This is a genomic window from Nocardia transvalensis (genome assembly GCF_015477765.1).
In the GTDB taxonomy this organism is placed as follows: domain Bacteria; phylum Actinomycetota; class Actinomycetes; order Mycobacteriales; family Mycobacteriaceae; genus Nocardia; species Nocardia transvalensis_A.
On sequence record NZ_JADLQQ010000013.1, the window covers coordinates 207,738 to 232,744 of the forward strand.

The window sequence follows — 25,007 nt, forward strand, 5'->3', positions numbered from 1 at the left end:
AAACCAACTCCTGACCCTCGGTAGCGAATGTCTCTGCACCACAGGCCGACCGCACCACCCACCGCCACCACCGCCGCCGAGGCCGGGGTGCCGGTGGAGTTCGGGCCCGCCGCGCAAGCGGTCCTGGCAACGCTCGACGGGCTGATCGGTGACCTCCTCACCATGACCAGCCCGGCCCGCAACCACTCAGAGCAGCACGACTCCCATGCAGGGGGTGATCACCGGCCCGTCATCGAAACCCCTTGACGTCATTGCTTTTTCAGAGATTCGAGATGAGGAGTATCCCTTTGTTGACCAGAACACGCCGTCTGGCCGCCCTGCTGGCCTACATCGTGACCGGTGTGATCATCGCCGACGTGATCGTCGGGATCGCTCGCCTGACCCGTGTGCTTATCCACCACCGGATCCGCTCCGCGGACTGCAGTTTCGGGCTCGACAGCGATTCCGACAGCTGGCCTGCCTGACCCACCCCCCTGGCCAGGCGCGCCCGCCTCTGTCGTGTGCGGGTGGGCGCACCTGCGCACCCCATGTCTGTTCTCTTGCAGGAGATTTGAATGAATATCGGTACGCTCACCCCTACCTATCAGGGGTCGGTGGCCTCGAGTCCGGTCGCAGACGACCGGCTAGTGGTCCTGGATACCGACGTGCTCCACGATCCCGACGACGCCATCACTCTGGTGGTGGCGGCCCGCACGATCCGGCGGCTGGTCGTGGTGACCGCCGATGAAATCTGTACCCCCGGCGGGGGCGGGTGGCGAGCACGAGGCGCGCGGGCGATGCTGGATGCCCTCGGCCGCCCCGACGTGCCGGTGATCACCGGATTCGGAACGGGCGGCTATCGGCTGGCGATGGATTACGAGACTCTGATGTGGTTGCCGTCTCCGCCGATGATCGACCTGGTCGACACCATCGTGGGCCTGTGCGCGCAGGAGAGCGAGCCGCTGCGGTGGATCGGCTGCGGGCCGCTGACCAACCTCGCCGAAATCCTCACTACCGCACCCCATGTCGCCGAACGGATCGAGCTGGTGCAGATGGGCGGCTGGCTGGACCCGGCCCGGTATCGCGATCCCTCGCGCGCGTCCCACAACCTGCGGGTCGATCCCCGGTCGGCGGGGGTGGTGCTGCGGATGTGCCGACGCCCCCGCCTGGTGTTGTCCGAGCACACCGGCGTCCCGGCGCTGCGGGTGACACCGGACTGGCTGCTGTACCAGCGCCTGACCGCGCCGGACGCTCCGCAGTGGGCGCGGCTCCCGGCGGCGAATTTCGCGATCTGGTGCCGGAGCCGGTCGGGCAGCTGGATGCACGACCCGCTCACCCTCACCGCCGCCCTCGACCTCGGATTCGTCACCTTCCGCGACGAGCGGATCCTCGTCGGCGAGGACGGTCGCCTGTCCTGTGATCCCGACGGCCATGTGGTGCAGGTCAGCGCCGAGGTGGACTACACGGGGTTCGTCGGCTGGCTGGAGGGGGTGACCGCGACGACGGCGCAGCCCGAGACCGCCTCTGCTGGGCGATGAGCGGGCCGGACCGCCGGGAGATCCGCACCGACATCCCGCATTCGGCGCGGGTGTGGAATTACTGGATGCGCGGCAAGGACAACTACGACATCGACCGTGCCGTCGGCGATCAATGCCTCGGGATCTTCCCCGGGATCGGTGTGACCGCAGTCGAGTGTCGTCGGTTTCAGTGCCGCGTCCTGCGCGGGCTGGCCGAGGCCGGGGTGCGGCAGTTCCTTGATCTCGGGGCCGGGCTGCCCACCGATCCCAACACCCACGAGATCGCCCAGGCCATCGAGGCGCGGGCGCGGGTGGTGTATGCCGACAACGACCCGATGGTCCTCACCCACGCCCGCGCCCTGCTGACCTCGGCCACCGACGACGGGGCCGTCGGCCACGCCGATACCGACATCGGCGACCCCGACGCCGTACTGGCCGCTGCCCGCGACGTGCTCGACCTGCGCCAGCCGGTCGCGGTGCTGTGCGGGCACGTCCTCGGCCACATCACCGGCGTCGAGCACATGCACCGGGTGGTCACCGAGATCATGGCGGCCACCGCGCCGGGCAGCTATCTGATGGTGCACGACAGCATCGACGACCCCTGCCAGCGGCTGATGTGGGACCACTACGCCACATCCGGGGCCGCCGTCTACACCCCACGCCCGCCCGAGGCGATCGCGGCCTGTTTCGACGGTCTGGTGCTGGTCGAGCCCGGCGTGGTGCCGGTCAACCACTGGCGACCCGACCCCCGACCACGTCCTGCCGCCGCCGGGGCTGTGGGCGAGCTGGCTGTCCCCGCTTACGGCGCGGTGGGCCACAAACCGTAATCCCACCCCACTAATTCGAGTATCGAAAGAGCATCTGCGCCAATGACATTCACAGCGCTGTTCCGGTCCCGGCCGCGCCCGGCCGAGGTCCGCACCTTCACCGTCGAGCCCCTTGCCGGGACATCGCCCCCGGTCGTGGTGACCGGGACCAGGGCCGACACCTATCATCCGTGCCGACGCTGCCCGGGCCGCAATCCCGACGACTCTCAAACCGTCACCACCTACCGGGTGAGCAGTCGCGAGATCCCGTGGTGGCTGACCGCGCACATCCACGCCTGCTCCGGCGGGCATGCCGAACTCGTCGTGCACCGCACGCCCGCCCTGATCAGCCCGGCACCGACCGCGCCCCAGCGCAGCGGGTACGCCAGTTTCGGAGACCGGTCGTTTGAGCTGCGGGGCACCGACCGCGGGCAGCGCACGACGCTGCTCGCGGTGGTGAACGAGGTCGACCGACCGTGCCGGGTGTGCCTGCGCCCGTACGGGGTCACCCACCACCGGCTCGCCGACGGGCTGGCCCCAGCGTGGCTCGGCTCGATCGAGCTGCTGTGGTGCAAGGGCTGCGGCCACGGCCACCTGGAACCAGGCTGGATACCTCGCGCCGTGCACCCGCACCCGGTGGCGCCCGGGGCTGCGCGGTGACCCCGGCCTGCCGGATCACCCGGCACATGCCCACCGTGCTCATCCTCAGCGCGGTGGCCTCCGAGCTCCACGCCCTCGCGATCGTCGCGGTCCCTGTCACCACCGATATCGGCCTCGGCCTGGCCTCGATCACCGCGTTCACCGTCGCCGTCGTCCATCTCACCAAGCGGCCACAGTGCGCGCTCTGCCACGGCCGACGGCCGCCCGAAGGAGGGACCGACCACGCCGTGGCCCAGGGGGCGCGGCTGCACCGCGCGGTCACAGCGGCGACGGTGGCCTGGTGCGCGACCACGACCGGTTCCATCGCCATCGTCTGCTGCGGCCTCCTCGGCGAGCACACCCGCCTGACCCCTGCGGTGCTGGAGTTGCCGTGGCTGGCCACCGGGATCCTGCTCGCCCTCGGCGCGGCACACCGCCGCTCCTGGTGCCCACTACGCCACCCCGACACCTCCACCACGCCAGCCCCGTGACGACACATCCTTGAGGCTCCGCCCCGCCCAGCCCCCGGCCGACGATCCGCAACCGCACACGCCCCGGCCGCCGCGCCACCTGACCAGCGACGAGAAAGGCCCGGCACCGCCACCAGGACGCGAGTCTTGGTGGCGGTACCGCGCAGCGGCGAAGCTCAGCGCAGGGTACGCAGAGCGGTGTGGAGCTCGACCAACTCGTCGAGCAGAACGTCGATCCGGTTGAGCAGATCCGCGCGGCGTTGATGCACACTCACCCCCACCCGGCTACCGAGTCGACCGGGTAGCCGCGCCAGATGCCAGGACCACAGTGACGGCAGGTCGTACCGCGCGAAACTGGTTGATAGCCCGGTCAGATATCGGGTTCGAGATCGGTGGCCTGTCCGCGACCGGTGTCACGGCGTTGATCTGCGGTGATGCCCGACCTGCCTTTACATCGCCCCGGAGCATCCTGACCCGGTTCGTCGTCAGACTTTTCAGTCTCGATGATTTCCGGCAGCACCGCTTGTGACCAATGCTGTCCTGGTGTGGGCGCGACTGCGGGCCACCGGGATGAGTGCCGTCGCATCTGTTCGTCGTGCCCGATGTCCTGTGGCGACACGATTGTCGGATACAGGGGGATGTGCGAGCGGTCGTCATCGTCGCGAAGGAACTGTCCGATCATCATCCCCTTGCCGATGTATCCCGGGTATGGGGACAGCAGCAACCGGGTGCGGACGTAGTCGCCATCCGGGCTGAGGGTGCGGACCACAACCTCGGCGGACTTTCCGATTTCGAGTTCGGCGTTGAGCATGTTCAGCGCCGCCCGGTCCTCAGGGTGGAACACGTCGGCCGGCTTTTTCAGGAACGTCCACCGGATCCACGGGGCGGCCTCGGTCAGCCAGTAGCAGATTGTCGCCGGGTAGGCGATCATCACGACGGCGGCGTGCGTGCCCGCTTGGCGGTGGATAGCTCGGTATCCGATCTGCTCGAGTGTTGGGTGCCGCGGCGGGTGTAGAGGGCTGGTGATGTCCTCCCACATCCACCAGGCACCCCGGCATTGGTCGTCATCGCGCGCGCGGATCGTGACCTGCCACTGCATCAGCGTTCCAGCCATGTGCGGAACCGTCACCTCGAACTGAAGCCGATCGCCAGGCTCGGGGTTGTAGAGCAGCCGGATTACTTCGTCGTGCTGATCGAACTGCGATGCCCGATCGAATATGCCAGCCAGGGAGACTTCCGGAAAGTATTCATCATCCGGCACACCACTGAGCCGTTGCGATTCGATCGGCTGAGCGATGACCTGCTTGTCGAGGTCCCACACCACCCCTGCGGCGCGGCGCTCCTTCGGATGATGGCGCGGCGACGTCTCGGGACCAAACCAGAACTGGACGGCGTGAACCCCACCGTTTGGTCCCGGCACCGGCAACGCGACCAGTCGATAGTGGACGCTGCCGATGCTGACCGGGTTGTCGCCGCTGTCGAATTCGCGGCCGTTCTGCCGCACCTCCTCGATCGCGTGGCGAACCTTGCGCCGGACCATCTTGTTGTAGCTGGCCGGAATTGACTGGTTCTTCAGCAAACGCTCAATGACGCGATCGAGGGGCGTGAACGGCCGGGGATCCCCGCCGACGGACACAACCGCCGGATCGATTGCCGGATCCAGGGTCTCGACCATGACCCATGGAATCTTGTCCAGCATTGCCGAATTGTCCATCGGTCACCTCCGTTGGCGACCCCTGCCGGGTCTGCCGGCCCCCGTCAGGTGGTGCGACGTTGCAATGTGGCGTGCAGTCCGGATGGCCGGATGGTGATCTGCTCGTGCACAGCCAGCGTGTAGTCGGCATCCGGACCAAAATCATACCGCCGGGTCGCCATCGCGAGCGAGAGCACCGCCTCGTGCAGGGCGAACTGCCTGCCGATACAGGCCCTGGCCCCGGTGCCGAATGGCCGATAGGGACCTTTGGGCGGCGCACCTGGCAAGAAGCGGTCCGGATCGAAGATCAGGGCGTCGGGCCAGTCGTCGTTGCGCTGCAAACCCAAGCTCAGGACGAAGATCGGCTCACCCGCCGCGACCGGCCACCGCCCGCCGAGCTCGGTGTCGACACGGGCAGCGCGGAAGTAGCCAGGTGCCGAGGGCCACAAGCGCAGCGTCTCGTCGATCACGGCTCGGGTGTAGCGAAGCTTGCCAACCTGCTCGAAGGAGATTCGCTCATGCTCGCCGACCACGTCACGCACTTCGGCGCGCACCTTGTCGGCGATATCGGGTTGCTGCATCAGGTAGTGGAACGCGAACCCGAGCGTCCCCGCGGTCGTCTCCTGACCAGCCAGCAGGAACGAGACGACCTGGTAGGCAATGTTGTCCTCCGGCAGCTTCTCGCCCGTCTCGGGGTCGGCGTTGGTCAGCATCAGGTCGAGCAAGTCCTTCGGACCCTGGCGCGGCTCGGCGGCACGTTTGGCGACCAGCGCCAATCCGAACTCGCGCAGCGCGGCGAGGTCTTCCTTGTACTGCGGGCCGTGCTCACGCGTCGCCCGGACGCGCTCGGTGAGCGAAGACGCATTTGAAGACTTGGAAATCCACCACATCGCACGGTTGAGCTGGGTGAGGAAGGGGTGCAGCTCTTCGCCGTGCTCGAACGCGCCGAAGCTGGTCGAAAAGCCGGCGCGGCCGATCAGTTCGAAGGTGAGGCTGTTGAGGTCTTGGGTGAGGTTGACCCGCGGCGTGGATGAGGGTTTGCCGTCCCAGTATGCGAACATGGTTTCGATGGAATCGACCATGGCGGGGTGGTATAAGGCCATTGCCTCCTTGGTGAAACCCGGGGTGAGGATCCGATGGGCCATGCCCCAGTGGGGCTCATGGGTGTGGGCCATGAACAGCGCGTCGCCGGTGATGTCGCGCAGCATCTTCAACGTGCCCTCGGCTACGTGCTTCTCGAACCGGGACTCGTCCCAGACCTCCTGCGCGAGTTCAGTTCCGGTGATCACGATCATCCGAAACTGCTCGGCGAATCGCACCTCGTAGATGGGACCGAGTTCGCGGGAGAGTTCGTACTCGCGTTGAGTGGGCCGATCCGGCTCCATCGCCCCCCGGTCGAACGTGACCGCGTTGCGATTTTCCGGATGAGGGAGGGTGACGGCAGGGCTAGGGGCGCTGGTCATGGCGACCAGTGTCCACCAATCTCAGAGAATTTTTGGCAAATCAGTGTTGCGTTCGTCACACTCCACGGCTATTCTGACGTTTGCCGACCATAAGGTCTGGTTTCTCCGGGGACCCGTAGGGACCCGATGACCCCGCTCCGGCGGGCAGCCACGCTCCGGCTGTGACTGGAGCCCGTGCCTGCTTCTCGCCGGACTGTTGTCCCCGGAGGTTGTCATGACTCCGCTTCCGCTCGAGGCGTCGCCTCGCGAGCAGCAAATCGCCATGGCCCTGCTGGCTCATGCCGCGCGGGGCGACCATGAAGCCATCGCCACCCTGTTCGCCGTCCTCGCCGCGCCCGGCAGCGTCGTTGACCCGCTGTATATCGCCTGCGTGATTGTCGATGAGTGCGGCTGTGTGGTGCCGGTGTTCGCCGAGCCGTTCAGCACCGAGGACACGTTCTCGATCATCAGGATGATCCTGGACGAATGTCAGTGGGCGACGCGCCACTGCTCCGATGCGGTCGCTGCCCGGTTCACTGCACAGGCCCTGGTGTTCGCAGCGATGGATACGGCCGACGGCGGGAGGTGATCATCGATGACCGCCCCGAGTAGCGACTCCGATACGGCTCGCTCGTCCGGCACACAGCGCTGCGGGCCACGCCGCTCAGGTGCTCACCACGCACGGTCGAAAGAGGGCTGGGTGCTCATGGAGACCATGTCCGGCAAGCCTTCGGTGATCCTCGAAGAGGGCCGCGTGCGGCAGTTCTCGCAGACCAACAGGACCAAGATTGCGGGCAGCGCGAACGTCGCTGCCCAGCTCGATGAGGTCCTCTGTCAAGTCCTTGCAGCCGCACATCCCGTTCGGAGACAAGTCTGCCTTGCGTCAGGGCTTCCGCTACAGATCGTCGGAGTGCCTGTCATCGGACCCTTCGCTCAGGTTTATGCCGTTCAACTGTGGGTGGGCCGCGCCGACGCCGCAGTTCCGCCCAGGCTGCCGATCGGCATACTGTCCCTCGATCCGCGCACCGGCATCGCGCACGGATGCGAGATCAGCAGGAAGACTGAGAATCCCGAGATCACCGGCACGAGTGTCCTGCCGCGCCTATTGACCCAACTCGACGGGTGTGACGATCGCGCCGGCTTGCTGGGGTTGTTGTCCGCGCCGGTCGGGCAACGCTGGATCGGCACAGCGACCAGCGTGGGTCCGATCCGTCGGCACCTGTGCATCGCAGCACGTTGCTGCTCCACACCAACCGGCCCGGTTGTTCGAATCGTCGTGTGTGACATCACCGGAATGCAGGCACCGACACCGGCCTCCCTCGATGTCGGGGTCCTCCGAAGCCTGCCGGTTCCGCCCGACCATGCCGCGGGATTGATGGACCTCCGCTCTGGCCTCGTACACGAGTGGATCGCGCTCGGGCCGCCGCCATTGGATCGTTGGCAGTGCGAAGTCCCGCAAACTCATCCCGACGACTGTCATGAGCTCGAACGGTGCCGCGCCGCTCTTCTCGGTGGAGCTGCCGACGAAAAGTGTTCGTTCCGAGTGCGATTCGACGACGACGAGCCGTGGATTCGCGTGGACGTCCGCTGCGTCGCCGTTCCGTGCGACGGCGCACCACAAGCCTTGCTCGACGTGACCCGGCACCAGGCCGGGTGACAAGCCGGGCCCACAGGGCCCAGCCGACTGACAAGTGAATTGCGCCCTCCCCGTGAGGGTTTCCCGGCATCAGCTGGAGGCGACGCCGGATGTAGCCGCCGAACCACCCGATGACTTCTGCAGCCATCCGTGGCCCGGCCGACCGATCCACCCGACTACATAGTCGTTGTTCAACCTCGGTCGCATCCAACGGAGCCGCCTCAGCCCCATCCCCCGCTCACCGGCGGCTCCGATAGCCGAGAGAACCAAGGAGCCGCGATGACTACCGACCCGCACGCCGACGCTGAATCGATTCCAGCCAAGCATCTTCCGAACCGGGTCCTCCACAACACACCTGCACAAAAGGAAGACGACGAACAGCGTGGCGGTGCTCCAGCCGAGTGCCCGTCCCCGGCGCGGCTGCCGCGCCGACGCCCCGCAACCCCGAACCAGGACCCCGCGACACACTCGATCGAGCCGACTTCCCAGCCCCAGCTCCTGGGTTGGGTGCTCGCCGAAACACTATCGGGCAACGGCGAAATCGTCGTCGTTGCCGAAGGCGACAAGCTCAAGCCCTTCGGGAAGCTCGACCGCACCCGCATAGCGCAGAGCAGGCGCGCATCGACCGCGATATCCGCCCTTGTTCAGCAGTGCCTCGTCACACGGAAACGCCAATACCGCGATATCCCCGGCGTCCACCCGCTGAACGTCCACGTCGTTCCCGCTGTCGGTCCGGCCGGCGCGGTTCATGCCGTGCAACTGTGGACCGGCACACCGGCACAAAAGCCACCCCTGCGGGGGCCAGTCGGCACCGTCGAATGGGACGCCGCGACCGGAGTCGCTCGGCTCAACTCAGCACTGGAACGGCAACTCGGGATCCCCGCGCCGTTATCCCGATCCCAGTACACCCTGCCCGAACTCCTCGGCTACATCGACGGATTCGACGACTTCCTCGGCTTCCTCGACCTGTTCGATCGAGCATCAACAGTCGACCGCTGGGTCGGTACCGTCACCACCCCGGGCCGGTTCAGCCTCATACGCCGACACCTGCGCATCGTGGCACAGGTCTATGTCGAGAATGGCAAACGATCCGTGCGCGGAATCGTTCACGACATCACCGCCCTACAGCCCCCACCACCGCCGCATGTGGACTCGGTCACGCTCGCCGGCTACCCCGGCCCGACAACTCACGCGATCGCGCGCATCGATCTTGGAACCTGCCTCATCAATCGCTGGATCTGTCTCGGTCCAGGTCCTCTCGAACCATGGAGTCACCAGAATCCCCAGATCGACAACCATAGCGCCGCCGCCATTGCTCGATGTTGCGCGGAGCTGAATCGCGGTGCGACCGGCGCCACCGCGGAATTGAAAGTCAGGTTCACGCCGTCATGCCGATGGATTTCAGTCCACACCGAGTGGACAGCCCTCGTCGGCGCGCGACGCCCCCAGGCCATCGTCGTTCTCACACCGCACGAGCCATCACCATGACTGCACATTCGCTGTCCATGAAGAGTCGGATTTCCGCCAGTCCCTGTACTTCAAGAATTCGTTGTCACTCGCCGTCCGGATCTGCGCCAGGTCGGCGCGGAGTCCCGCGCCGACCTGCGTCCGATCACCCCAGTTCTCCGAGCGATTCAGTCGTTCATCGCCATGTGCTCGGATGTGGACTAGTCGTCGCCTGGTGGCAGGGCCAGCCGCTCGTTGGAAGGAAGTTCGCCGCGCAGCTGTGGTGGCACGATGGTTCCAGTCGCTTCGAAGCGTCCGGCGATGGTGCATATGGTGTCGATGATCTCCTGCTGGGCCGTGTCGAGCTTCCCGTAGAGCCGGTTGACGTGGCGACGGAAGTGAGCCATCTCGTCGAGTGCCATCTGCGCCATTTTGACGATCTTTTCCAGGCAGTACATGAACTCACTGCCCGTGATGTAGGTGTACACCCTTTCCGGGGTCTGGTCCCCACGCGCCGCGTCAGTCAGCTCATGCTGCCGGACGGTCGCGATCATCTGACGGAACGGTCCCGCGACGTGTACGGCAGTTTCGAAATCGCACACCAGAATCCCGTCAATCCATCCCGAGCCTTCGATGGCAGGTACGGTCGGCATTGCTTCGGTGACCAACACCGCGATCTGTGCTCGCTTCTCGTCACGGTCCTTGATCAGCTTCTCGATCCATGCCTTGTTGTACTTCTTGGTGGCCTTGCACTCCCACACAATGACCCCGCAGACCTGACCGTTCTCTACAACCGTCTGGTGGACATCGGCGCCCTTCTGACCGGATCGAACGACGACGATGTCGTCTTGAGGCCAGCGCTTGCGCAGTTCCTCGGCGAACAGTTCCTGGCGAATCACGCCTTCGGGCAAGCGGCGGATCCCGAACGAGAACGCATGCTGATGAGCCTTTTCCAGCTCGGCGGTCACCGAGGCCAGCTGGTTTCTGAGATCCTCGATGGTGGCCGCTGATTTCGCCTCGGCACGTGCACGTTCCTTGCGTGTGCTGTCCTCGGCGAGTTTGACTGCCTTCTCGCGGACCTCGTCGTCGAACTGATCCCGCAGGCTGGCGGTCTCTACTCGAAGCTGGGCCTTGTCGTCTTCTGATCGTCGTAGTTGATCGCGCAGTTGATTCTCAGAGGATTCGCGAGCTTCCCGCGCGACGCGCAGTTCTTCCTGCGCAGCAGCGGCTTGCTCGGACAACTGAGCGCGCAACGCGTCGATCTGCTGGGCCGCGGTGGTCTCGGCCTGCGCGGTGATGGTGCGGACCAGTTCGTCGTGATCGCGCGCTCCGGCCGCAAGCTGGGCCTCGAGCTGACCGCATTGCATCGTGAGCGACTCAATCTGCTCGGCCACCGTAGCCTGGGCCTGCGCGGTGATCGTGCGGACCAGTTCGTCGTGATCGCGCGCTCCAGCCGCAAGCTCGACTTCCAGCTGACCGCACTGCGTCCTGAGCGATTCGATTGTCGCAGCGGCTTGCTGCTTGTCCAGGTTGTGTCGAGCCTGCAGTTCGGCGACTGCTTGGCCCTTGCCGCGCTTCTCCGCCAGTTCCAGTTGCTCTTCCAGCGTCTGTGTGAGCTCCTGACGTGCCTCGTCCGCGCCGGCGAGGCGGGCCTTCTCGATTTCGACGCTGAAACCGACCTTCTCCGCGCGCATTTGCGCTAGTTCCTTTAGCGCAGCCTCCAACGTTTCCTGCGTCTGCCCGAACTTCTTGTCGCGCTCAGCGAGTTCGGAAGTCTTGCTTGCGATCTCACGCTCTTTCACCGCCAGCCTGGCGTCGCTGTCCGCAGCGTACTGCCGCTCGAGATCGCGGCGGATCTCGTCGACCAGTGGTGCAAGGTGTCGCTCGCTCAACACCGATCCAAGGTCGACGCCGCAACTCGGGCAGTTCGTCAAACCGCCAACAGACTCTTGGTTATTACGCCGGGCCATTTCTTCTCTCTTGCCGAACCAGTAGAACGGTCGAGCAGTCTCACAGATGCCACCGACATTCCTCGTCAAATCAAGCCCACACAGACCCGTTCCATCACCCGCCACGCAACTGGCTTGACCAGGCCGAATGATTCAGAACACAAAAGGTCGGCACCGCAAATATCTCCCATCTATAGCCCAATGTTGTTCAGCTGCTATATATTTCAAGATACGCACGCCGAGAACGAAAGCAGAGGAGCTACTCCGGTCGACTCTTAACTGAGTCAGCTGATGCCCCCAGTATCACGTAGCCCACATCGTGCAAACTTGATATTCAGTCGGACTCCTCCGCTAGATTGCCGCGGTGAGAATCGCTCGTCCCGCCTCGTTGACAACCGGATCGGAAACTGCCTAACCCATTCCCACCGTGCTGCATCCGACCACAGTGTGGCCGCGGAGGTATCGAGAAGCAGGTCTCAGAAAACACATGGGCGACTTCATCGCCCAGGCTGACGCCGACGATTTGCTGGCAGCGTTTCTCTGGGTTGCCGAAGGCCGGATCGCCCGAGAGACCTTGGATCTTCTCGTCGCAGACAGAGAATCGATCCAGAAGCGCATCGAGGACGCAAGGACGCGCCTCGAGTCTCCAGGACCGTTCGGGTGGAGCTGCGACTACACCCGCCGGGAGATGGCCGACCTGCTGAACTCCTACATCGAACACGGCAACAAGACAATCGAGGCGATTCGTTCCCTCGAGGCCACGGTGACAGCACAAATAGCCGAACTTCAGAACACCTTCGGAAGAGATCCCCGGCGTAAGTTCACCAGCACCGACGCAGGCATCTTGCCATCCGATGCGATCTGGCAGGCATGGGAAGCGACGTTCCCTTTGGTCGACACCTACAACGCTGCCGTCGCTCGTGATACGGCAGGGATCGCAGAGCTTCGGAAGGTGGAGGCCCGCCGTCGCGCCTATGTGGAATCCCGGAGAGGGTGGACAGAACGCGACCTCCAGCGATGCGACCCGGCAGGGTTCGAAAAGCTCACAGCCGACCTTCTTCACCGCGACGGGTTGACCGTTCTGCGGCGCGGCGGTGGGGCCCGTGACCAGGGCGCCGATGTCATCGCGGTGACGCCGGACGGACGACGCGTCGTGGTTCAGTGCAAGCTACGCCACCGTGGCTCGATCCGGCCCTCCGTCCTCTACGAAGTCAATGGCACTGCACGCCAAGTCCATAACGCCGACATCCCCGTCGTCGTCACCAACGGCACGTTCTCCGCGAATGCCACCGCATTCGCCGCTGACTACGAGATCCACCTGATAGACGATTACGGAGTCCGCCGGTGGGCTATGTGGGGCGAAAGCTTCTACGACATCCTTCAACTCAGTCCGCAGTGACAGCGATCGTCGCGAGCGGTAAGCGATCCGTGGGTGGCCCGCAGCAGCGCCGCTATGCCCGCAAGGCGCGCATGTCGAGGCCGCGACGCGGCCGGTCGAAGGATCGACGCACCAAGGCCAATTCGGGTGTTCTCGTCAAGAGCGGATGCGTCGCCACCGGCCGTCGGGCGTTCGCTGATATCCCCAGTCACCTGGGAACTCGCGGTGCTGGTCGTTGTGGTCCCGCGCAGTGTCGAGTGCGCGTTCAAGCCCGAGTTCCATCTGGTGAAAAGGGCAACCGTCGCAGTAGACGTTCAAGACCCCGACGCTCATATCGAACGACGCCACGCCAAGGCTGATGGTGATCGATCCGTACTCGTTTCGCTGTGTATCGAAGTCGACGAGGGGGCGGATATCGACCAGTGGTTGATCTCCGTAGCGGTGGTGGGTCACACGTGGTTGGGCGAGAAGGTGGCGACCGGTGGCGGTACCGAGACAGGAGATTGAGGGGTAGCTGTGATGTACCCAGACGAGCCTGTAGTTGGTGTCGGCGCGAACATCGGTGACTGGAGCGAATATCTCAACGTCAGGCCCCCATCCGGCAATGACCAGACTTTCGGGGGTGACCGGAACTGCGGCGCGTTGCGCGTAAAGGGCCGCAGTATAGGACATACCCGTGCTGCGGGCAGTGCTGCGAGCTGCCCGGGTGGCGGCACTGTTGTTGCGGGTCATCGAACGATCCTCGTTCCGGCGGGTGAAGCCCACGCTCCTCCCCGCCTGACGTGATCCGTTCCGGGCGAGAGGTGCCACAATTCCGCGACGGTCAATGACCCTTCGGTTGTCGGCATCGTGTCCGGCGTGGGCGGACGACGACTCGAACTCCGGCCGGCGGAATCGGCACGCTTACTTCGATTGGAGTCTAGGAGGCGTTGCGTGTGGACGAGGTCCGACTCGCCGGACGCGGTGGTGCGCTTCAACTGCATTGTGGCCACCGCCCGAAATCGTGAGGACCGCAGTTTACTTCACAGTGCTTCATCCGGCTTGGAAGTGCCAGCGATGCCCAATGGATCGCGAAGCTGCAGACCGCATCGCGGCTGCGGCCGAGCGCGACCCCGAATCCGACACCGCTCGATCCGGGGTCGGCGAACGCGCCGATGCAACAGCTACCCACAACGAGGACGACGAGTAGCTCCACGCTCATGGTCGGGTGACCCGGGCGCGGGCCACGACCATGCCCCTCCTCGGCAAAAATCACGCGATTGCCACACCGAGTGCGGCGGCAGATCCGCTCAAGCATTCCGATAGCCATTCGGTTGCAGTTGCAATACCGCCTGGTCTACAATTGCAGCTGCGCCCCTGTTCAAGGGGTTTCCCGGTAATCGCTGGCAGCGAATCCGGATGTAGCGCCGTCGACATAAGCAGTTTTCTTACGACGGTTCCCGATCTTGATGACCACGGCCCGTTCGCCGTCACGGATCGGGTCTACCACGCTGCCTCCGGCGGCCCGCCGGCTGATAGTCAGCCTTGCTACGCCCGTCGGATACCCCTATGAGGTGTTTCCCATGGCGCACGTCCAGCAAGACCCAGCTTCGATCCGCGAACAGCAGATTGCTATGTCTGCGCTCGCTCACACGGTGCGTGGAGATTTCAAAGCCGTGACGGCTCTGGTCGACATGATCCAGGATCCTGACGAGGGGGTGCGCCCCGCCTTCGTCATCGTTACCTTGCTGGCCGAGTTCAAGAAGGGCATAGACCAGCACGACGCGGAGGAGCTGGCGCTCTGGTTCTCCCACGAGGCGCAAACCCTCGCCGCCCAGGCCGACCTCACCTGACCCGGGGTGCGGTCATGGAATCCACCCAAGGCCGCCCTGGTGGTGGTCGCGGACGAATTCTGCGAATCCACCAGGTCTCGGCCCGTACCGGACACAGCCCGGATCGTATCCGCCATCTTCGTGTCAAAGGCCACGAACTCTACGACAGGGCCTGGAAAGCGGGCGATGCCCCAAATTCTCCTCTGCTCTTCGACGAAGCTGACGTCGACGAGTGGGTCGCGGGCAAGAAGACACCACTCGAACAGGACAGCGAATGAGTAGCGACCCGAAAGGCACCGCCTTACCACTGACCTGGTCCGCCAATCAATCCGCGGTTCCGGCAGATTCCGATCTGCCGATAAAACTTCCGATGCCGGAGCTAATTGGCGACATCGACGCCCAGGCTGAACAATTCCACTACAGCGTCGCGTCGGTCAGCCTCAACGGCCGTCTCAGTGACCGCAGGCCAGTCGGAGTCTTGAACTGGAGACCCGAGTCCAGATTGGCAATCGAGGTCGTCGGACGAACCATCATCATCAGGGAGGACCAGCACGGCGACTGTCGGCTAACAGATCGAGGCCATCTGCTTCTACCGGCAGGTTGCCGCCATCGCTGCCTGATCAAACCGGGTGAGCGAGTTCTGGTCGCAGCGTCAGTGCGCCGCAAGCTTCTCCTTGTTTATCCGATGCGGCTTATCGAGCGGGCGTTGTCACCGTTGCATGAGCAAGCGATGGGTGATGCCCGATGACAACCGCCACCGAGATCGAGGCCGCCAGGCTGTTGCTTGCGAAACTCGGACTCACGCCGCAGCAACTCGTCGAGGCCCCACCTGCCAACGTCCCAACCTTTAACACCTACATACCTGCGATCATCGCCACGATGCCGCCGACCACGCTCCGCGTCTACGGCCCGTACCTGCGACGCATCGAGGAGGCATGGGGTACGCGTGTCATCACCGAGCCAACCTCTACCGAGCTGCGGCAACTCGCCGAACGGACCAAACAACAGGCTATCGTTCGTCGCAACTCGCGCGGTGGACGTAGCGCAGCCGAGAGTCTCATCGCCGCTGCCCGGTATCTCTACCGGCACGCCGAAGAAGACCGTTTCATCCGCCCCGATGACAACCCGGCGCGAAAGGTACCCAAACCCCGCAGGCTGGCCAGCACCAGGCGGGCGATACCCGACCAGCAACTCGCCGAAATCGTGCACGTCGCGGCGACAACCGGAAATGACCCGTGCCTGGATGCGATGCTGCTTCGCCTTCATATCGAAACCGCCTGTCGGCGCGCTGGAGCTCTCGCCTTACGGCCAATGGACCTCGATCCGCAGCAATGCCTCGTCTACTTGCGCGAGAAGGGCGGAACGGTCCGTTGGCAACCAGTGTCGCGCCCGCTCATGCAAGCCATGCTCCACCACATTGCCGAACGACACGGTGACAACCCCGTCGAATCCGAACCCTTGTTCCGTCAACACAACGGCCGAGTGGTCACGCACCGCCGCTACGACTCCCTATGGAATCGGATCGGTGCCCACCTCGAGTGGGTCCGCCGCCAGCAGATCAGCACCCACTGGCTCCGCCACACGACCCTGACCTGGGTAGAGCGCAACTTCGGCTACGCGGTCGCCCGCGCCTACGCCGGACACACCGAACCAGACAGCCGTACCGGACAAACAGTCACCTACATTCGCGCCAGCGTCCAAGAAGTCGCCGAGGCGCTGTCCGCTATGACTGGAATCCCACATCCGCTCGCCGCCTAATCGGAGGCAATCACGTCGCAGTGGGACCTGTCCGGAGCCAACCCATGAGTCGTCACCCGGGGCAGGTGAAACCGAACCGTATAGCTGTGCGGGTTTCACCCAGTCCGACGACTCGACCGCGGCGGCAATCGCGCTCATCGCGGAGTTGGGCGGAGGAAGGCTGTGGGCTATCTGAAGTCCGGGAAGCGGGTCAAGATCTTGGCCGCGGCCATGGCCGACTCGGCGACGGTACGGAAGTCGACGCAGATGTCCGTACTGGCGTGCTCGTCCAACCAGGGCTCCGACATTTGGACGATTGCGTTCCGCAGCGCTGCGGCCTCGGTCGGGTAGCCGTCGGCGAGCACCACGGCTGCGGCGGCAACGCGGATATCCAGCGGGGGTTTGAACTGCGGGTCGACGGCAAGGACCGCGGACAGGTGTAGTAGCACCAACCAGAGATCGTCGGGATCGATGACGGCGAGCAACTGCTCAGCGACAATCTTCGCGTTCCAGGGCCCCGTCGCCTCGATGACCGCCCGGTTGACGAGGCGTGCGGAGCCCAGCGTCAAGTCCGTAGCCAGAAGACTTTCTACGAGGGCCAGGTTGTGCTCTACGCAGGCGGGTGTCCAACTGGGTTCCAAGGTGTGGATCAGAAATACCGCTGGAGCAGTGCATTCAGGCTTCGCGCATTGCTGAGTGCGGCCGGGCTCGATCAGGGTGGTGAAGACCTCTGGTTGCGGGGACATGGTTCACCGCCTGTCCCGTTGGCGGTAGTAAGCGATAAGCAACTGCGCGAGATCCGCGCTGTGGGCCAGCGCTTTCAGGTCGGCTACAAGGCTTGACGACCATTCGGAGCCGAACCAGAGATCGGCCGCACGGTCCCCCGCCTTGGCGATTGCCGCGGCGATCAGAGCGTCGTCGAAGTACCCTCCAAGTTCCTCAACGACGGTTTGGAGGCGCTCTCCGATCGAGTCCTCGCCTCCCTCGTTGCCGGTGAAGGGCTCGCGTGCGGCGTCTGCGAGGTAGTCGAAAAGGTTCCATTCATCATACGGCTCGATAAGACTGAGGAGTTTTTCGGTGATGACCTGTGGATCTGCATCCCCTGTCGTGCACTCGTCTATCAGTTCATTCGCCCACGGGGGTGGCCTGTCTTCCAGCGCCGCGGCGACAATCTTCGAATAGTGTTCGCGGCACGCTGGTGTGCGAAACCCGTCGGAATCGACGAGATCGAAGGCGGCCGACTGCCCGCAGCCCGGCTCCGCACAAGGCGGGGTCTCGTCGTCTGCCCGACAAGTGTCCACCAGCCTTTGGGTGCTCACGGCGCCAATATAACCCGCCGCCAGCTGCGCGCCGTGGCGGCGCCACCAGCGAACGCGCCGACGTTGGAGTGGGGCCATCAGCAGCACCGCTCGCCAGCGGCGGCGAAGCCGCTACGAACCCGCAGCCCCACGTCGCACACGCCCTCGACAACCCGCTCAGGCCGATTATTGCCGTCGATCCGGCTTCTGCCCTCCCTTCCATGGTGAGGGCGTTGAGTTGTGTTGTGCCGCGGTCGATCAGCCAGTGGGCGAACATGCGCAGATCGGCGAACCAGTAGTTGAAGGTGCCGACGCTGGTGCGTTCGGCAGGGCGCGCGCCGTCGGGGCTTCCGGGCGAAGGATGGTCGAGAACGGCCAGGAAGAACACTTTGAACGTGGCGCGCAGCTCGGCGGGATAGTGTTCCCAGCGCAGCGGGGAGATGTTGATGTGGGCGTCGGGATGTGCTGGTGGTGCCAGCGGATGTAAGCGGCGATCGCGTCGTCTTGCTCGCCGTGGCTGCGGTGGTCGGTGCCGTTGAGCGTGAACTAGCGCAGAGCGGCGAACTCGGCTTCGGCGGGTAGCGGCCTTGCCTGATTTTCAGGCAACCGGCTCAAGCAAGCCCTGAAGGCTCACAGTCGCCCGATCAGTGGCGACATTGCGTCATAGCTCTCCGGGATTTTCGCGAATCGGCCCATTCGGTGCCGCTCCAGCCTGATGGCTCCGAGATGCAGCACCTGGTACACGGTCGCACGCCAGTCGGCCTGCGGGGTCGGGTGCGCTGCGCCGTAGGCCGCCCGGAATGCCTCCTGCGCTTCGGGCGGTTTGCTGTTTATCAGAGAAAGTCCCCAGTCTGCTGCGGGATCGCCCCATGAGGCTCGGTCGTGGTCGAGTACACCGACGATGGTCGGCGCCGGTGAGTCCGCGGCCAACATGACGTTGGATGTCCACAAGTCCCCGTGGAGCAGGCGCGGTTCCTCGATCTCGTCGAGGACGGCGGCATTCGCCAAGACAGCGGCGGCCGCTGCTTGCAGATCGGCGACGTCGAGTCCGGCGTCCACCAGATCTGCGATGGTGTCCTCGAAGGTCGCGAGCACCGCCTCGCTCCAGGTGGCGAAACCCGGGCCGGCCACTCGGCCGAACCGTGTGCCGCGGACCTTGTGCACCTGCGCGGTGATTGCGCCGAGCTGCCGGTAGAAGGATTGCCACGTAGAACGGGGATAGGTTTTGAGCCCCTCAAGTCCCGGCACACCGTCCAGCCGGGTCTGCCACAGATAGTCCCGTCCGCACAGCTCCCCGGTCCAGTCGGCGAACAGTGTGCGCGGCATCATCGCAGCGATCGGCGCGAAGTACGGCAAGGCCACGTGTTCGTTGCGCATCAGTGACCGTTCGAGCCGCGACTGGCGGGCGGCCTCGGGCGCCACTCGCAGGATGGTCACCTGCTCGCGCAGCACCACCTCGTAGGTCGTGTTGTAGAGCCCGCCCCCGAGCTCGCGCACCGACACCACGTCAGCATCCGTGCCGAAGGCGCGATGGCTCATCGCGAGGATCGTCTCCGCAGCCACCGGCTGCTGGAACGCATCCGGGGGTCGCTCGATCTGGTGGAACTCCATCCGGATAACCACTCCTTACATCTCTCAACATCTCTCACCGAACCGCAACTGCGGAGGCCGGATATTGGCGACAACGATCCTCATGCGGGCTGGCGGATTGCTTCTGCTCGGGTTTTCGAGAATCTCCGTATTGAAGGGATGCCTACAAGCAGACACAATCCGCTACACACCGACAGCAATCCCCCAAGCATTATCGCGGTCTCGGCACCGAACGCAGAACCGGTCAGTCCGGCCCGGAAGTTACCGAGCGCCGGACCGGCCACCCCGATCGATTGGGATGCAGCGTTCACCCGGCCCAGGTAATCCTGGCCCGTCGACAGTTGCACCACGATCCCCTTGCACACGACGGTGACCGTGTCCGCCGCTCCGGCCACCACCAGTAGTGCCAGTGCAGACCACAGTGGGCCGACGAGACCGACGGCGAACAGCGCACTGCCCCACACCATGACCGCCAGCACCATCAACAGCCCCGTCCGGTCGAACCGGGTCACCCAGCCGGACAGCACGCTGGACAGAAAACCGCCCAGCGCCATCGCAGATATCAGATAGGCGAGGGTGGCCGGACCCCCGCCAAAGTGGTTGGCGTTCAACGCCGGAAGCAACGCGTTGGGATAGGCCAACACCATCGCGCACAGATCGGCCAACAGACAGCCGACGATCACCGGTGTGCTGGCGATGTGGCGGACACCGTCGACGATCAGACCGAACGTCGGCTGCTTTTTCGCCCCGGAAGCCAGAGGGGGCAGCCGATACACGCCGTACAAGGAGGCGACATAGCTCGCGGTGTCGAGCGCATAGCACACAGTGAGTCCGAACCAGACAGTGAGCCATCCGGCCAGGGTAGGGCCGGCGAACACCGACCACTGGCTCGCGAGCTGGTTCAGCGCGACCCCGGATGCGACCTGGTCCGGTCGCAGCAGCGACGGGACGAAGGTAGCGCGCGCCGGACCGGCGACCGAAGACAGTACCGCCTTGACCGCAGCAAGCAGGTACAGCAGCCAGATGCTGTTGCAGTGGGCCGCCGACTGCATGGTCAACGCGAGCGAACCCGCAATCAACCCCAGCCCGCTGATGAGAACCAACCGCCGCCGATCCGCACGGTCGGACAGTGCACCGCCGAAGAACGCGAAAATGATCCGGGGCACGCCGACCGCCAATCCGGTCCCGCCCACGGCGGCTGCCGAGTGCGTCATATCCCAGCTCTGCAGCAACACTGCGTATGAGCTGAGTTGGCCGCCGACCGCCGACACCGAGGTGCCGAACCACAGTCGGGCGAAGGCGGGGTTGCCACGCAACGGTCCGAGGTCGACAAAGAATCTTCGGGTCGGCAAACGCATCACCTACCGGGAGAACGCCGCCGCGACAGCGGCCCGAACCGAGTTCAGATGGGCGGCCGTGGCGGCGCGGTCGGTGGCCACTTCGATCAGGCGGGTCGATCGGCCGTGTAGTGCGCCGGGTAACTCGTCCGTCCGGCTCACCCGCTGGTAATGCCATCCCGCGGCCGCGGCGACGTGTGCGAAGTCGACTGTGTGCACCGCGCCGAAGAGCCGGTCCGCGCCGGGCACCCGGGCGTAGGACATGGTCGAGAAGATCCCCCCGCCTCGGTTGTTCACCACCACAACGGTGAGATCGGGGCGTGCTTCGTCAGGACCGAGGATCATGCCGTTCTGGTCGTGGATCAGCGTGAGGTCACCAAGCAGCGCGAAACCTTGGCCGCCGCCGCTGGCCTGGTGTGCCAGCGCCATGCCCAGGGCGGTTGATACGCATCCGTCGATCCCGCTGACTCCCCGGTTACCGATGATCCGCGGGCCAGGACCGGCCGCGGCGTCCAGATGTCGGATCGGCAGACTCGTGCCGGTGAACAAGACGCTGTCGGCCCCGGCCAGCGTGACCAGGTCGCGGGCCAGCCGCAGCTCGGTGAGCTCATTACCGTCGATCGCCAGGTCCAAGGCCCGCCTGGCCACCGACTCCGCAGCGAGCCAATTCTTCAGCCAGCCCGAGGTCCGGCCAGGGGACGGCGGCGGAGGCAGACAGGGTACGACCCGCAGCGCTGTGCGGGTCGGGTCGGACCATCGGACCGCGCCGGAGACCACGAGGTTCGGCACCTTCGGATACAGCGCCAGCAGGTGCCGAACCAGGCCCGCTTTGCCGACAGTCACAATGAGTTCGGGTTCGAGGTCTGCCGCCACGTCTCGCACCGCAAGCAGGTGCGCGTATGTCGTTACTGCGTTTGGACTGTGTCGAGCGTTTCCGGTCGGTTCGGAGACCACCGGCCATCCCGCCGCCTCGGCAAACGCCACCGCAGCAGCCACGTCGCCTGCACCGTCTCCGACAACCAACAGCCCGCGCTCGGGCGGATCCTCGAGTTCGGGCACCCGGACCCCGACGACCGGTGCCCGATCGACCACCGTCCAAGGCTCCCCTCCCGGCCGTCCGTCGAGCGGCTCGATCCAGTCGTCGTCCTGCTCGACCGCCACCGGCACCCGGAACGGAACGTTGAGGTGCACCGGCTGGCCTCGATCGGCGACGCCGAGCGCCCGCGAGACGACCGACCGCCAGTAGGCAACCATGCCGATCCGCATCTCCGGCACTGCGAGCTCGGCACAGAATCCGACCGCCTCACCGAAGAGCCTGGCTTGGTCCACGGTCTGGTTCACTCCGGTACCGCGCAGCTCGGGCGGGCGATCAGCGCTCAACACCACGAGGGGCACCCCCGCATACCCGGCTTCCAACACTGCCGGATGCAGATTCGCCACCGCAGTCCCGGAGGTGCAGACCACCGCGACCGGCGCGCCGGAGACCTTGGCGAGGCCGAGCGCCAGAAATCCAGCGGACCGCTCGTCGATCCGGACATGCACCCTGATCCCTGGGTGGCGATCCAGAGCAATCGCCAGCGCAGCCGACCGCGACCCGGGCGCGACGACCGCCTCGGTCATCCCGCCACGCACAAGCTCGTCGACCAGCACCCGGGCCAAGGCCGTACCCGGGTCCAGCAACCGGCGCTCTCCCTGCGTGGCCGTCATGGCTGGAACGCCAGGTAGCTGGCCGAGGTGAGTAACGAGAAAGGCACCAGACCCCGGGGCTTGAGGAAAGTGAAGATCAGGTGCATGCCCACACCGAGCACGACGAATACCAGGTAGGTCGGACGAAACAGCAAGCCGATCGGCAGTGCGATCTCCATCACGATGGTCAGCACTGCGCCCACCCGCCACCGAGCCACGTCGGTGTCGGTCCCGCCGGACAACGGCCGCCAGATCGACGCCGGCAAGCAGTACTCCCGGTACTTCACCATCCCGGTTGTTCGTTCCGCGACGTGGACGACCTGAGCCAGGGCGCGACCGGAGCGGAACTGGGGCGAACGGAGTTTGATCCAGGCCGAGTTCCAGTAGAGATGAATTGTGGTGATCGCGATGAGCCACTGTGCCCAGGTGTTCGCGGTCGTGTGGGCGGTGCTGAAGTGGAACAAGGATCCGCTGTTGCCGGCCAGTATCAGATAGACCCCGTTGAGGATGAAGAAGACCGGCGTCTTACGGGGTGGGTCGTACAGCAACTCCAGCACGAACGAAGCGATGATGACGACGACGCACCATCGCGTCCAGACGCCGAAGACGACGCCGAACGCCGGCAGGACTCGCACGACAGAGGAAGCCTGGTAGGTCTCGGCGACCCACTTTCCGACAGCACCCTGCTTGCGCTCCAGGTAATAGCGATTGAATGTGCCCGGGGCGAAGCGGTGCCAGCCCTCGTGCCGAAAGGTCTCGAGGAATTTGTCCAGGCAACCGAGCCCGAACAGCACCCGGAAGACCTGGACCCGCCATTCGGCGGTGGCGAGGTCAAAGTTTCGTACGAGTGCGTCTAATATCCACACGAGAGTCCACAATCTCGAGTTCGTGCACCTTGGTGTTCCCGTAGAAAGTGCCGCTGCCGTGAACTCGTCCGGCGCGGGTCAGGTATTCGACCAGCACGTCGAAATCGCGCGGCGGCAGCCACGGTGCATGCGCGGGTAAGTGGTGGAACATCTTCACCGGCTCGCGGCGACCGTCGGGTGTCTCGACGGTCAGATCGGCAACCACCGCACAATGATTCGAGAACATCGGCCAGCGAAAGAACCCGGTCCCGCGGCTACGATAGCCGTCGCCGATCAGAACCGCGATCAGCAGTAGGGTCAGCGCGTTCTGGATTCCGATCATGCGTCTACTCCTTCGCTGAACCGCTGCTCGAGCGCGTCACGCATTTCGTCACGCCACTCCGCGTGGTCGTACGCCAATGCGAACACCACGCCGCGCAACGGGTCGAACGGGGTGGAAACGATGATGCCGGTGCGGGTTCGCGGATTGTATTGGCAGCCAAGCTCTTTCGCTACGACAAGCAGTTCGGACGGTGATGCTACCCGCCAGTGCTTGGGCCAGTGGTACTCGACGACCGATCGCTGTGGTTCCGAGTCGACGTCTACCACCCGGTGCGCGAGGATATCCCACAGGTGTGCCGAACCGGAGACCTGCGCGTTGACCTCGGTGAAGATCACCCGACCGTTCTCATCCAGAACGGCATCCGGGCTCATGTAGCCGCGGAACCCGACTGCGCGATAGATGTTGGCGAGCTGTCGAGCGCCGGCCAGTAGGAGTTCGCGGGCGTCATCGGACAGCCCGCGCAATGGCACGGTTTGATGGCTCAGCCAGTGGTTCACATAATGCAAGGTGCCGCCTTCTGTGAACCGGATGCCTTCGTCCTCGACGGCGTGCTCGGCGAAGACCGTCCTGCACCGCTGACGGAACTCCTCGACCACGACCGGGAACCGATCGTTTGCCGAAGCCCATGCCCAACGCTGCCGCCAATACTCGCCGATCGCATCGGGACTCGCCGCGAGCCGATACTGGTGCTTGGTTCCGGCATGGGCGGTTTCGATGTCGCCGCGCGTGACGATCTGGTTGCCCGAGCCCGCGCCATTGTGTGCCTGCTTGACCACGACCGCGTCGCAGTCCGCGAGCAATCGCGTCATCGCGGCCACAGCCTCGTCGACGCTGCGCACCACTTCGCCGGGAGCGATCGGTACCCCAGCGGCAGCGGCGAGCGCACGGAAGTTCGCCTTACTGTTCACCAGCTCACCCCCGCCCTGCGAGAGGAAGTCGTAACCAGGCAGTTCCTTCTGCAACCCGAGCGCGTGCGCGAACCGAGCCACCTGAGCCGACGGCCACAGCGGAAACACCTCGGACACGTCGGCAAGGTCTGCCACCACCTGCCGGACGAATCCCGGGTCCTCCAACCTTCCCAGGTCCAGAAGATGATGTCCGGACGTTCCGGGCGGCGGCACGTGCACGTGCAGGGTGCCGGGATCCACACCAGTCAGCTCGGTGACGTAGGTGAGGAACTCCCTGTCCGGATGATCCGGCAGGACGACGAGGTCGCCGGCCCGCGCGAACCACAGGATCCGTTGCGTCCACGACCGCATGTCTTTGCGCTGCCGGATCGACCCGTCGATATGGTTGCCTACCAGGATTCGCATTTCCTCGGTCCTTCGGCCGCTGGGAAGGCGGGGGCGAGGACCACGGTCCCCGCCCCGCCCGCTGATTTACGTGTCGTGTTCGACGTCGTCCA

General features: G+C 65.0%; 27 protein-coding genes. 15 read left to right on the forward strand and 12 right to left on the reverse strand.

Going from position 1 to position 25,007, the window contains the following annotated elements:
* Window positions 1–27: 27 nt before the first annotated feature.
* From IU452_RS32455 to IU452_RS32480, 6 genes are all read left to right on the forward strand, one after another.
* The gene (locus IU452_RS32455) at window positions 28–246 is read left to right on the forward strand and encodes a hypothetical protein (RefSeq protein ID WP_195113028.1); all 219 of its coding nucleotides are present in this window, start codon (window positions 28–30) and stop codon (window positions 244–246) included.
* Window positions 247–290: 44 nt separating this feature from the next.
* Window positions 291–464 carry a hypothetical protein gene (locus IU452_RS32460; RefSeq protein ID WP_195113029.1) on the forward strand — a complete coding sequence of 58 codons (174 nt, stop codon included), beginning with the start codon at window positions 291–293 and terminating at the stop codon, window positions 462–464.
* Between the two features lie 90 nt (window positions 465–554).
* Window positions 555–1,517, forward strand: coding sequence for a nucleoside hydrolase (locus IU452_RS32465; RefSeq protein ID WP_195113030.1), 963 nt, complete (start codon window positions 555–557; stop codon window positions 1,515–1,517).
* On the forward strand, window positions 1,514–2,323 hold the full coding sequence (locus IU452_RS32470) for an SAM-dependent methyltransferase (RefSeq protein ID WP_195113031.1): 810 nt from the start codon (window positions 1,514–1,516) through the stop codon (window positions 2,321–2,323). Before IU452_RS32465 ends, IU452_RS32470 begins: the two co-directional genes overlap by 4 nt.
* A 42-nt stretch (window positions 2,324–2,365) precedes the next feature.
* Complete coding sequence (locus IU452_RS32475) at window positions 2,366–2,962, forward strand: hypothetical protein (RefSeq protein ID WP_195113032.1); 597 nt, start codon at window positions 2,366–2,368, stop codon at window positions 2,960–2,962.
* 26 nt (window positions 2,963–2,988) lie between these two features.
* Window positions 2,989–3,432: a hypothetical protein gene (locus IU452_RS32480; protein ID WP_195113033.1), complete on the forward strand. Its 444-nt coding sequence runs from the start codon at window positions 2,989–2,991 to the stop codon at window positions 3,430–3,432.
* Window positions 3,433–3,781: 349 nt separating this feature from the next.
* On the opposite strand, the gene IU452_RS32485 is transcribed toward IU452_RS32480, so the two are convergent.
* A complete protein-coding gene (locus IU452_RS32485) occupies window positions 3,782–5,110 on the reverse strand; it encodes a GAF domain-containing protein (RefSeq protein WP_195113034.1) in 1,329 nt (442 codons plus the stop codon).
* 59 nt (window positions 5,111–5,169) lie between these two features.
* Entirely contained in the window at window positions 5,170–6,567 is a 1,398-nt protein-coding gene (locus IU452_RS32490) for a cytochrome P450 (protein ID WP_195113035.1), read from the reverse strand.
* 214 nt (window positions 6,568–6,781) lie between these two features.
* Between IU452_RS32490 and IU452_RS32495 the strand changes: the two genes are divergently transcribed.
* The 3 genes from IU452_RS32495 (at window position 6,782) to IU452_RS32505 (ending at window position 9,670) form a co-directional block, all read left to right on the forward strand.
* Complete coding sequence (locus IU452_RS32495; RefSeq protein ID WP_195113036.1) at window positions 6,782–7,135, forward strand: hypothetical protein; 354 nt, start codon at window positions 6,782–6,784, stop codon at window positions 7,133–7,135.
* Between the two features lie 117 nt (window positions 7,136–7,252).
* Window positions 7,253–8,203 (forward strand): GAF domain-containing protein, encoded by a 951-nt coding sequence (locus tag IU452_RS32500; protein WP_228819179.1) that lies wholly within the window; start codon window positions 7,253–7,255, stop codon window positions 8,201–8,203.
* A 258-nt stretch (window positions 8,204–8,461) separates the two neighbouring features.
* Window positions 8,462–9,670, forward strand: coding sequence for a GAF domain-containing protein (locus tag IU452_RS32505; protein WP_195113038.1), 1,209 nt, complete (start codon window positions 8,462–8,464; stop codon window positions 9,668–9,670).
* A gap of 179 nt (window positions 9,671–9,849) precedes the next feature.
* On the opposite strand, the gene IU452_RS32510 is transcribed toward IU452_RS32505, so the two are convergent.
* Entirely contained in the window at window positions 9,850–11,520 is a 1,671-nt protein-coding gene (locus tag IU452_RS32510; RefSeq protein WP_195113039.1) for a DUF2130 domain-containing protein, read from the reverse strand.
* A gap of 544 nt (window positions 11,521–12,064) precedes the next feature.
* On the opposite strand from IU452_RS32510, the gene IU452_RS32515 reads away from it, so the two are divergent.
* Window positions 12,065–12,976, forward strand: coding sequence for a restriction endonuclease (locus IU452_RS32515; RefSeq protein WP_195113040.1), 912 nt, complete (start codon window positions 12,065–12,067; stop codon window positions 12,974–12,976).
* A 135-nt stretch (window positions 12,977–13,111) separates the two neighbouring features.
* Here IU452_RS32515 and IU452_RS32520 read toward each other — a convergent pair whose 3' ends face one another.
* Window positions 13,112–13,687: a hypothetical protein gene (locus tag IU452_RS32520; protein ID WP_195113041.1), complete on the reverse strand. Its 576-nt coding sequence runs from the start codon at window positions 13,685–13,687 to the stop codon at window positions 13,112–13,114.
* Window positions 13,688–14,018: 331 nt separating this feature from the next.
* On the opposite strand from IU452_RS32520, the gene IU452_RS39045 reads away from it, so the two are divergent.
* The 5 genes from IU452_RS39045 (at window position 14,019) to IU452_RS32540 (ending at window position 16,524) form a co-directional block, all read left to right on the forward strand.
* A complete protein-coding gene (locus tag IU452_RS39045) occupies window positions 14,019–14,144 on the forward strand; it encodes a hypothetical protein (protein ID WP_267467698.1) in 126 nt (41 codons plus the stop codon).
* Window positions 14,145–14,517: 373 nt separating this feature from the next.
* Window positions 14,518–14,787, forward strand: coding sequence for a hypothetical protein (locus IU452_RS32525; RefSeq protein ID WP_195113042.1), 270 nt, complete (start codon window positions 14,518–14,520; stop codon window positions 14,785–14,787).
* 14 nt (window positions 14,788–14,801) lie between these two features.
* Window positions 14,802–15,044: a hypothetical protein gene (locus IU452_RS32530; protein ID WP_195113043.1), complete on the forward strand. Its 243-nt coding sequence runs from the start codon at window positions 14,802–14,804 to the stop codon at window positions 15,042–15,044.
* A complete protein-coding gene (locus tag IU452_RS32535; RefSeq protein ID WP_195113044.1) occupies window positions 15,041–15,514 on the forward strand; it encodes a hypothetical protein in 474 nt (157 codons plus the stop codon). Before IU452_RS32530 ends, IU452_RS32535 begins: the two co-directional genes overlap by 4 nt.
* Window positions 15,511–16,524: a site-specific integrase gene (locus tag IU452_RS32540; RefSeq protein WP_195113045.1), complete on the forward strand. Its 1,014-nt coding sequence runs from the start codon at window positions 15,511–15,513 to the stop codon at window positions 16,522–16,524. The genes IU452_RS32535 and IU452_RS32540 overlap by 4 nt, the downstream gene beginning before the upstream one ends.
* Before the next feature lie 167 nt (window positions 16,525–16,691).
* Here IU452_RS32540 and IU452_RS32545 read toward each other — a convergent pair whose 3' ends face one another.
* The 8 genes from IU452_RS32545 to IU452_RS32580 all read right to left on the reverse strand — a co-directional run bounded on the left by IU452_RS32545 (window position 16,692) and on the right by IU452_RS32580 (window position 24,915).
* Entirely contained in the window at window positions 16,692–17,249 is a 558-nt protein-coding gene (locus IU452_RS32545; RefSeq protein WP_195113046.1) for a hypothetical protein, read from the reverse strand.
* A gap of 3 nt (window positions 17,250–17,252) precedes the next feature.
* Entirely contained in the window at window positions 17,253–17,822 is a 570-nt protein-coding gene (locus IU452_RS32550; RefSeq protein WP_195113047.1) for a hypothetical protein, read from the reverse strand.
* Window positions 17,823–18,431: 609 nt separating this feature from the next.
* On the reverse strand, window positions 18,432–19,412 hold the full coding sequence (locus IU452_RS32555) for a phosphotransferase family protein (protein WP_195113048.1): 981 nt from the start codon (window positions 19,410–19,412) through the stop codon (window positions 18,432–18,434).
* 80 nt (window positions 19,413–19,492) lie between these two features.
* Entirely contained in the window at window positions 19,493–20,743 is a 1,251-nt protein-coding gene (locus IU452_RS32560) for an MFS transporter (RefSeq protein WP_195113049.1), read from the reverse strand.
* Between the two features lie 9 nt (window positions 20,744–20,752).
* The gene (menD, locus tag IU452_RS32565; RefSeq protein ID WP_228819130.1) at window positions 20,753–22,435 is read right to left on the reverse strand and encodes a 2-succinyl-5-enolpyruvyl-6-hydroxy-3-cyclohexene-1-carboxylic-acid synthase; all 1,683 of its coding nucleotides are present in this window, start codon (window positions 22,433–22,435) and stop codon (window positions 20,753–20,755) included.
* Complete coding sequence (locus tag IU452_RS32570; RefSeq protein WP_195113050.1) at window positions 22,432–23,208, reverse strand: hypothetical protein; 777 nt, start codon at window positions 23,206–23,208, stop codon at window positions 22,432–22,434. The genes menD and IU452_RS32570 overlap by 4 nt, the downstream gene beginning before the upstream one ends.
* A 37-nt stretch (window positions 23,209–23,245) precedes the next feature.
* Window positions 23,246–23,602, reverse strand: a complete 357-nt coding sequence (locus IU452_RS32575) for a hypothetical protein (RefSeq protein WP_195113051.1) — start codon at window positions 23,600–23,602, stop codon at window positions 23,246–23,248.
* Window positions 23,599–24,915, reverse strand: a complete 1,317-nt coding sequence (locus IU452_RS32580; protein WP_195113052.1) for a hypothetical protein — start codon at window positions 24,913–24,915, stop codon at window positions 23,599–23,601. Before IU452_RS32580 ends, IU452_RS32575 begins: the two co-directional genes overlap by 4 nt.
* Window positions 24,916–25,007: the final 92 nt, after the last annotated feature.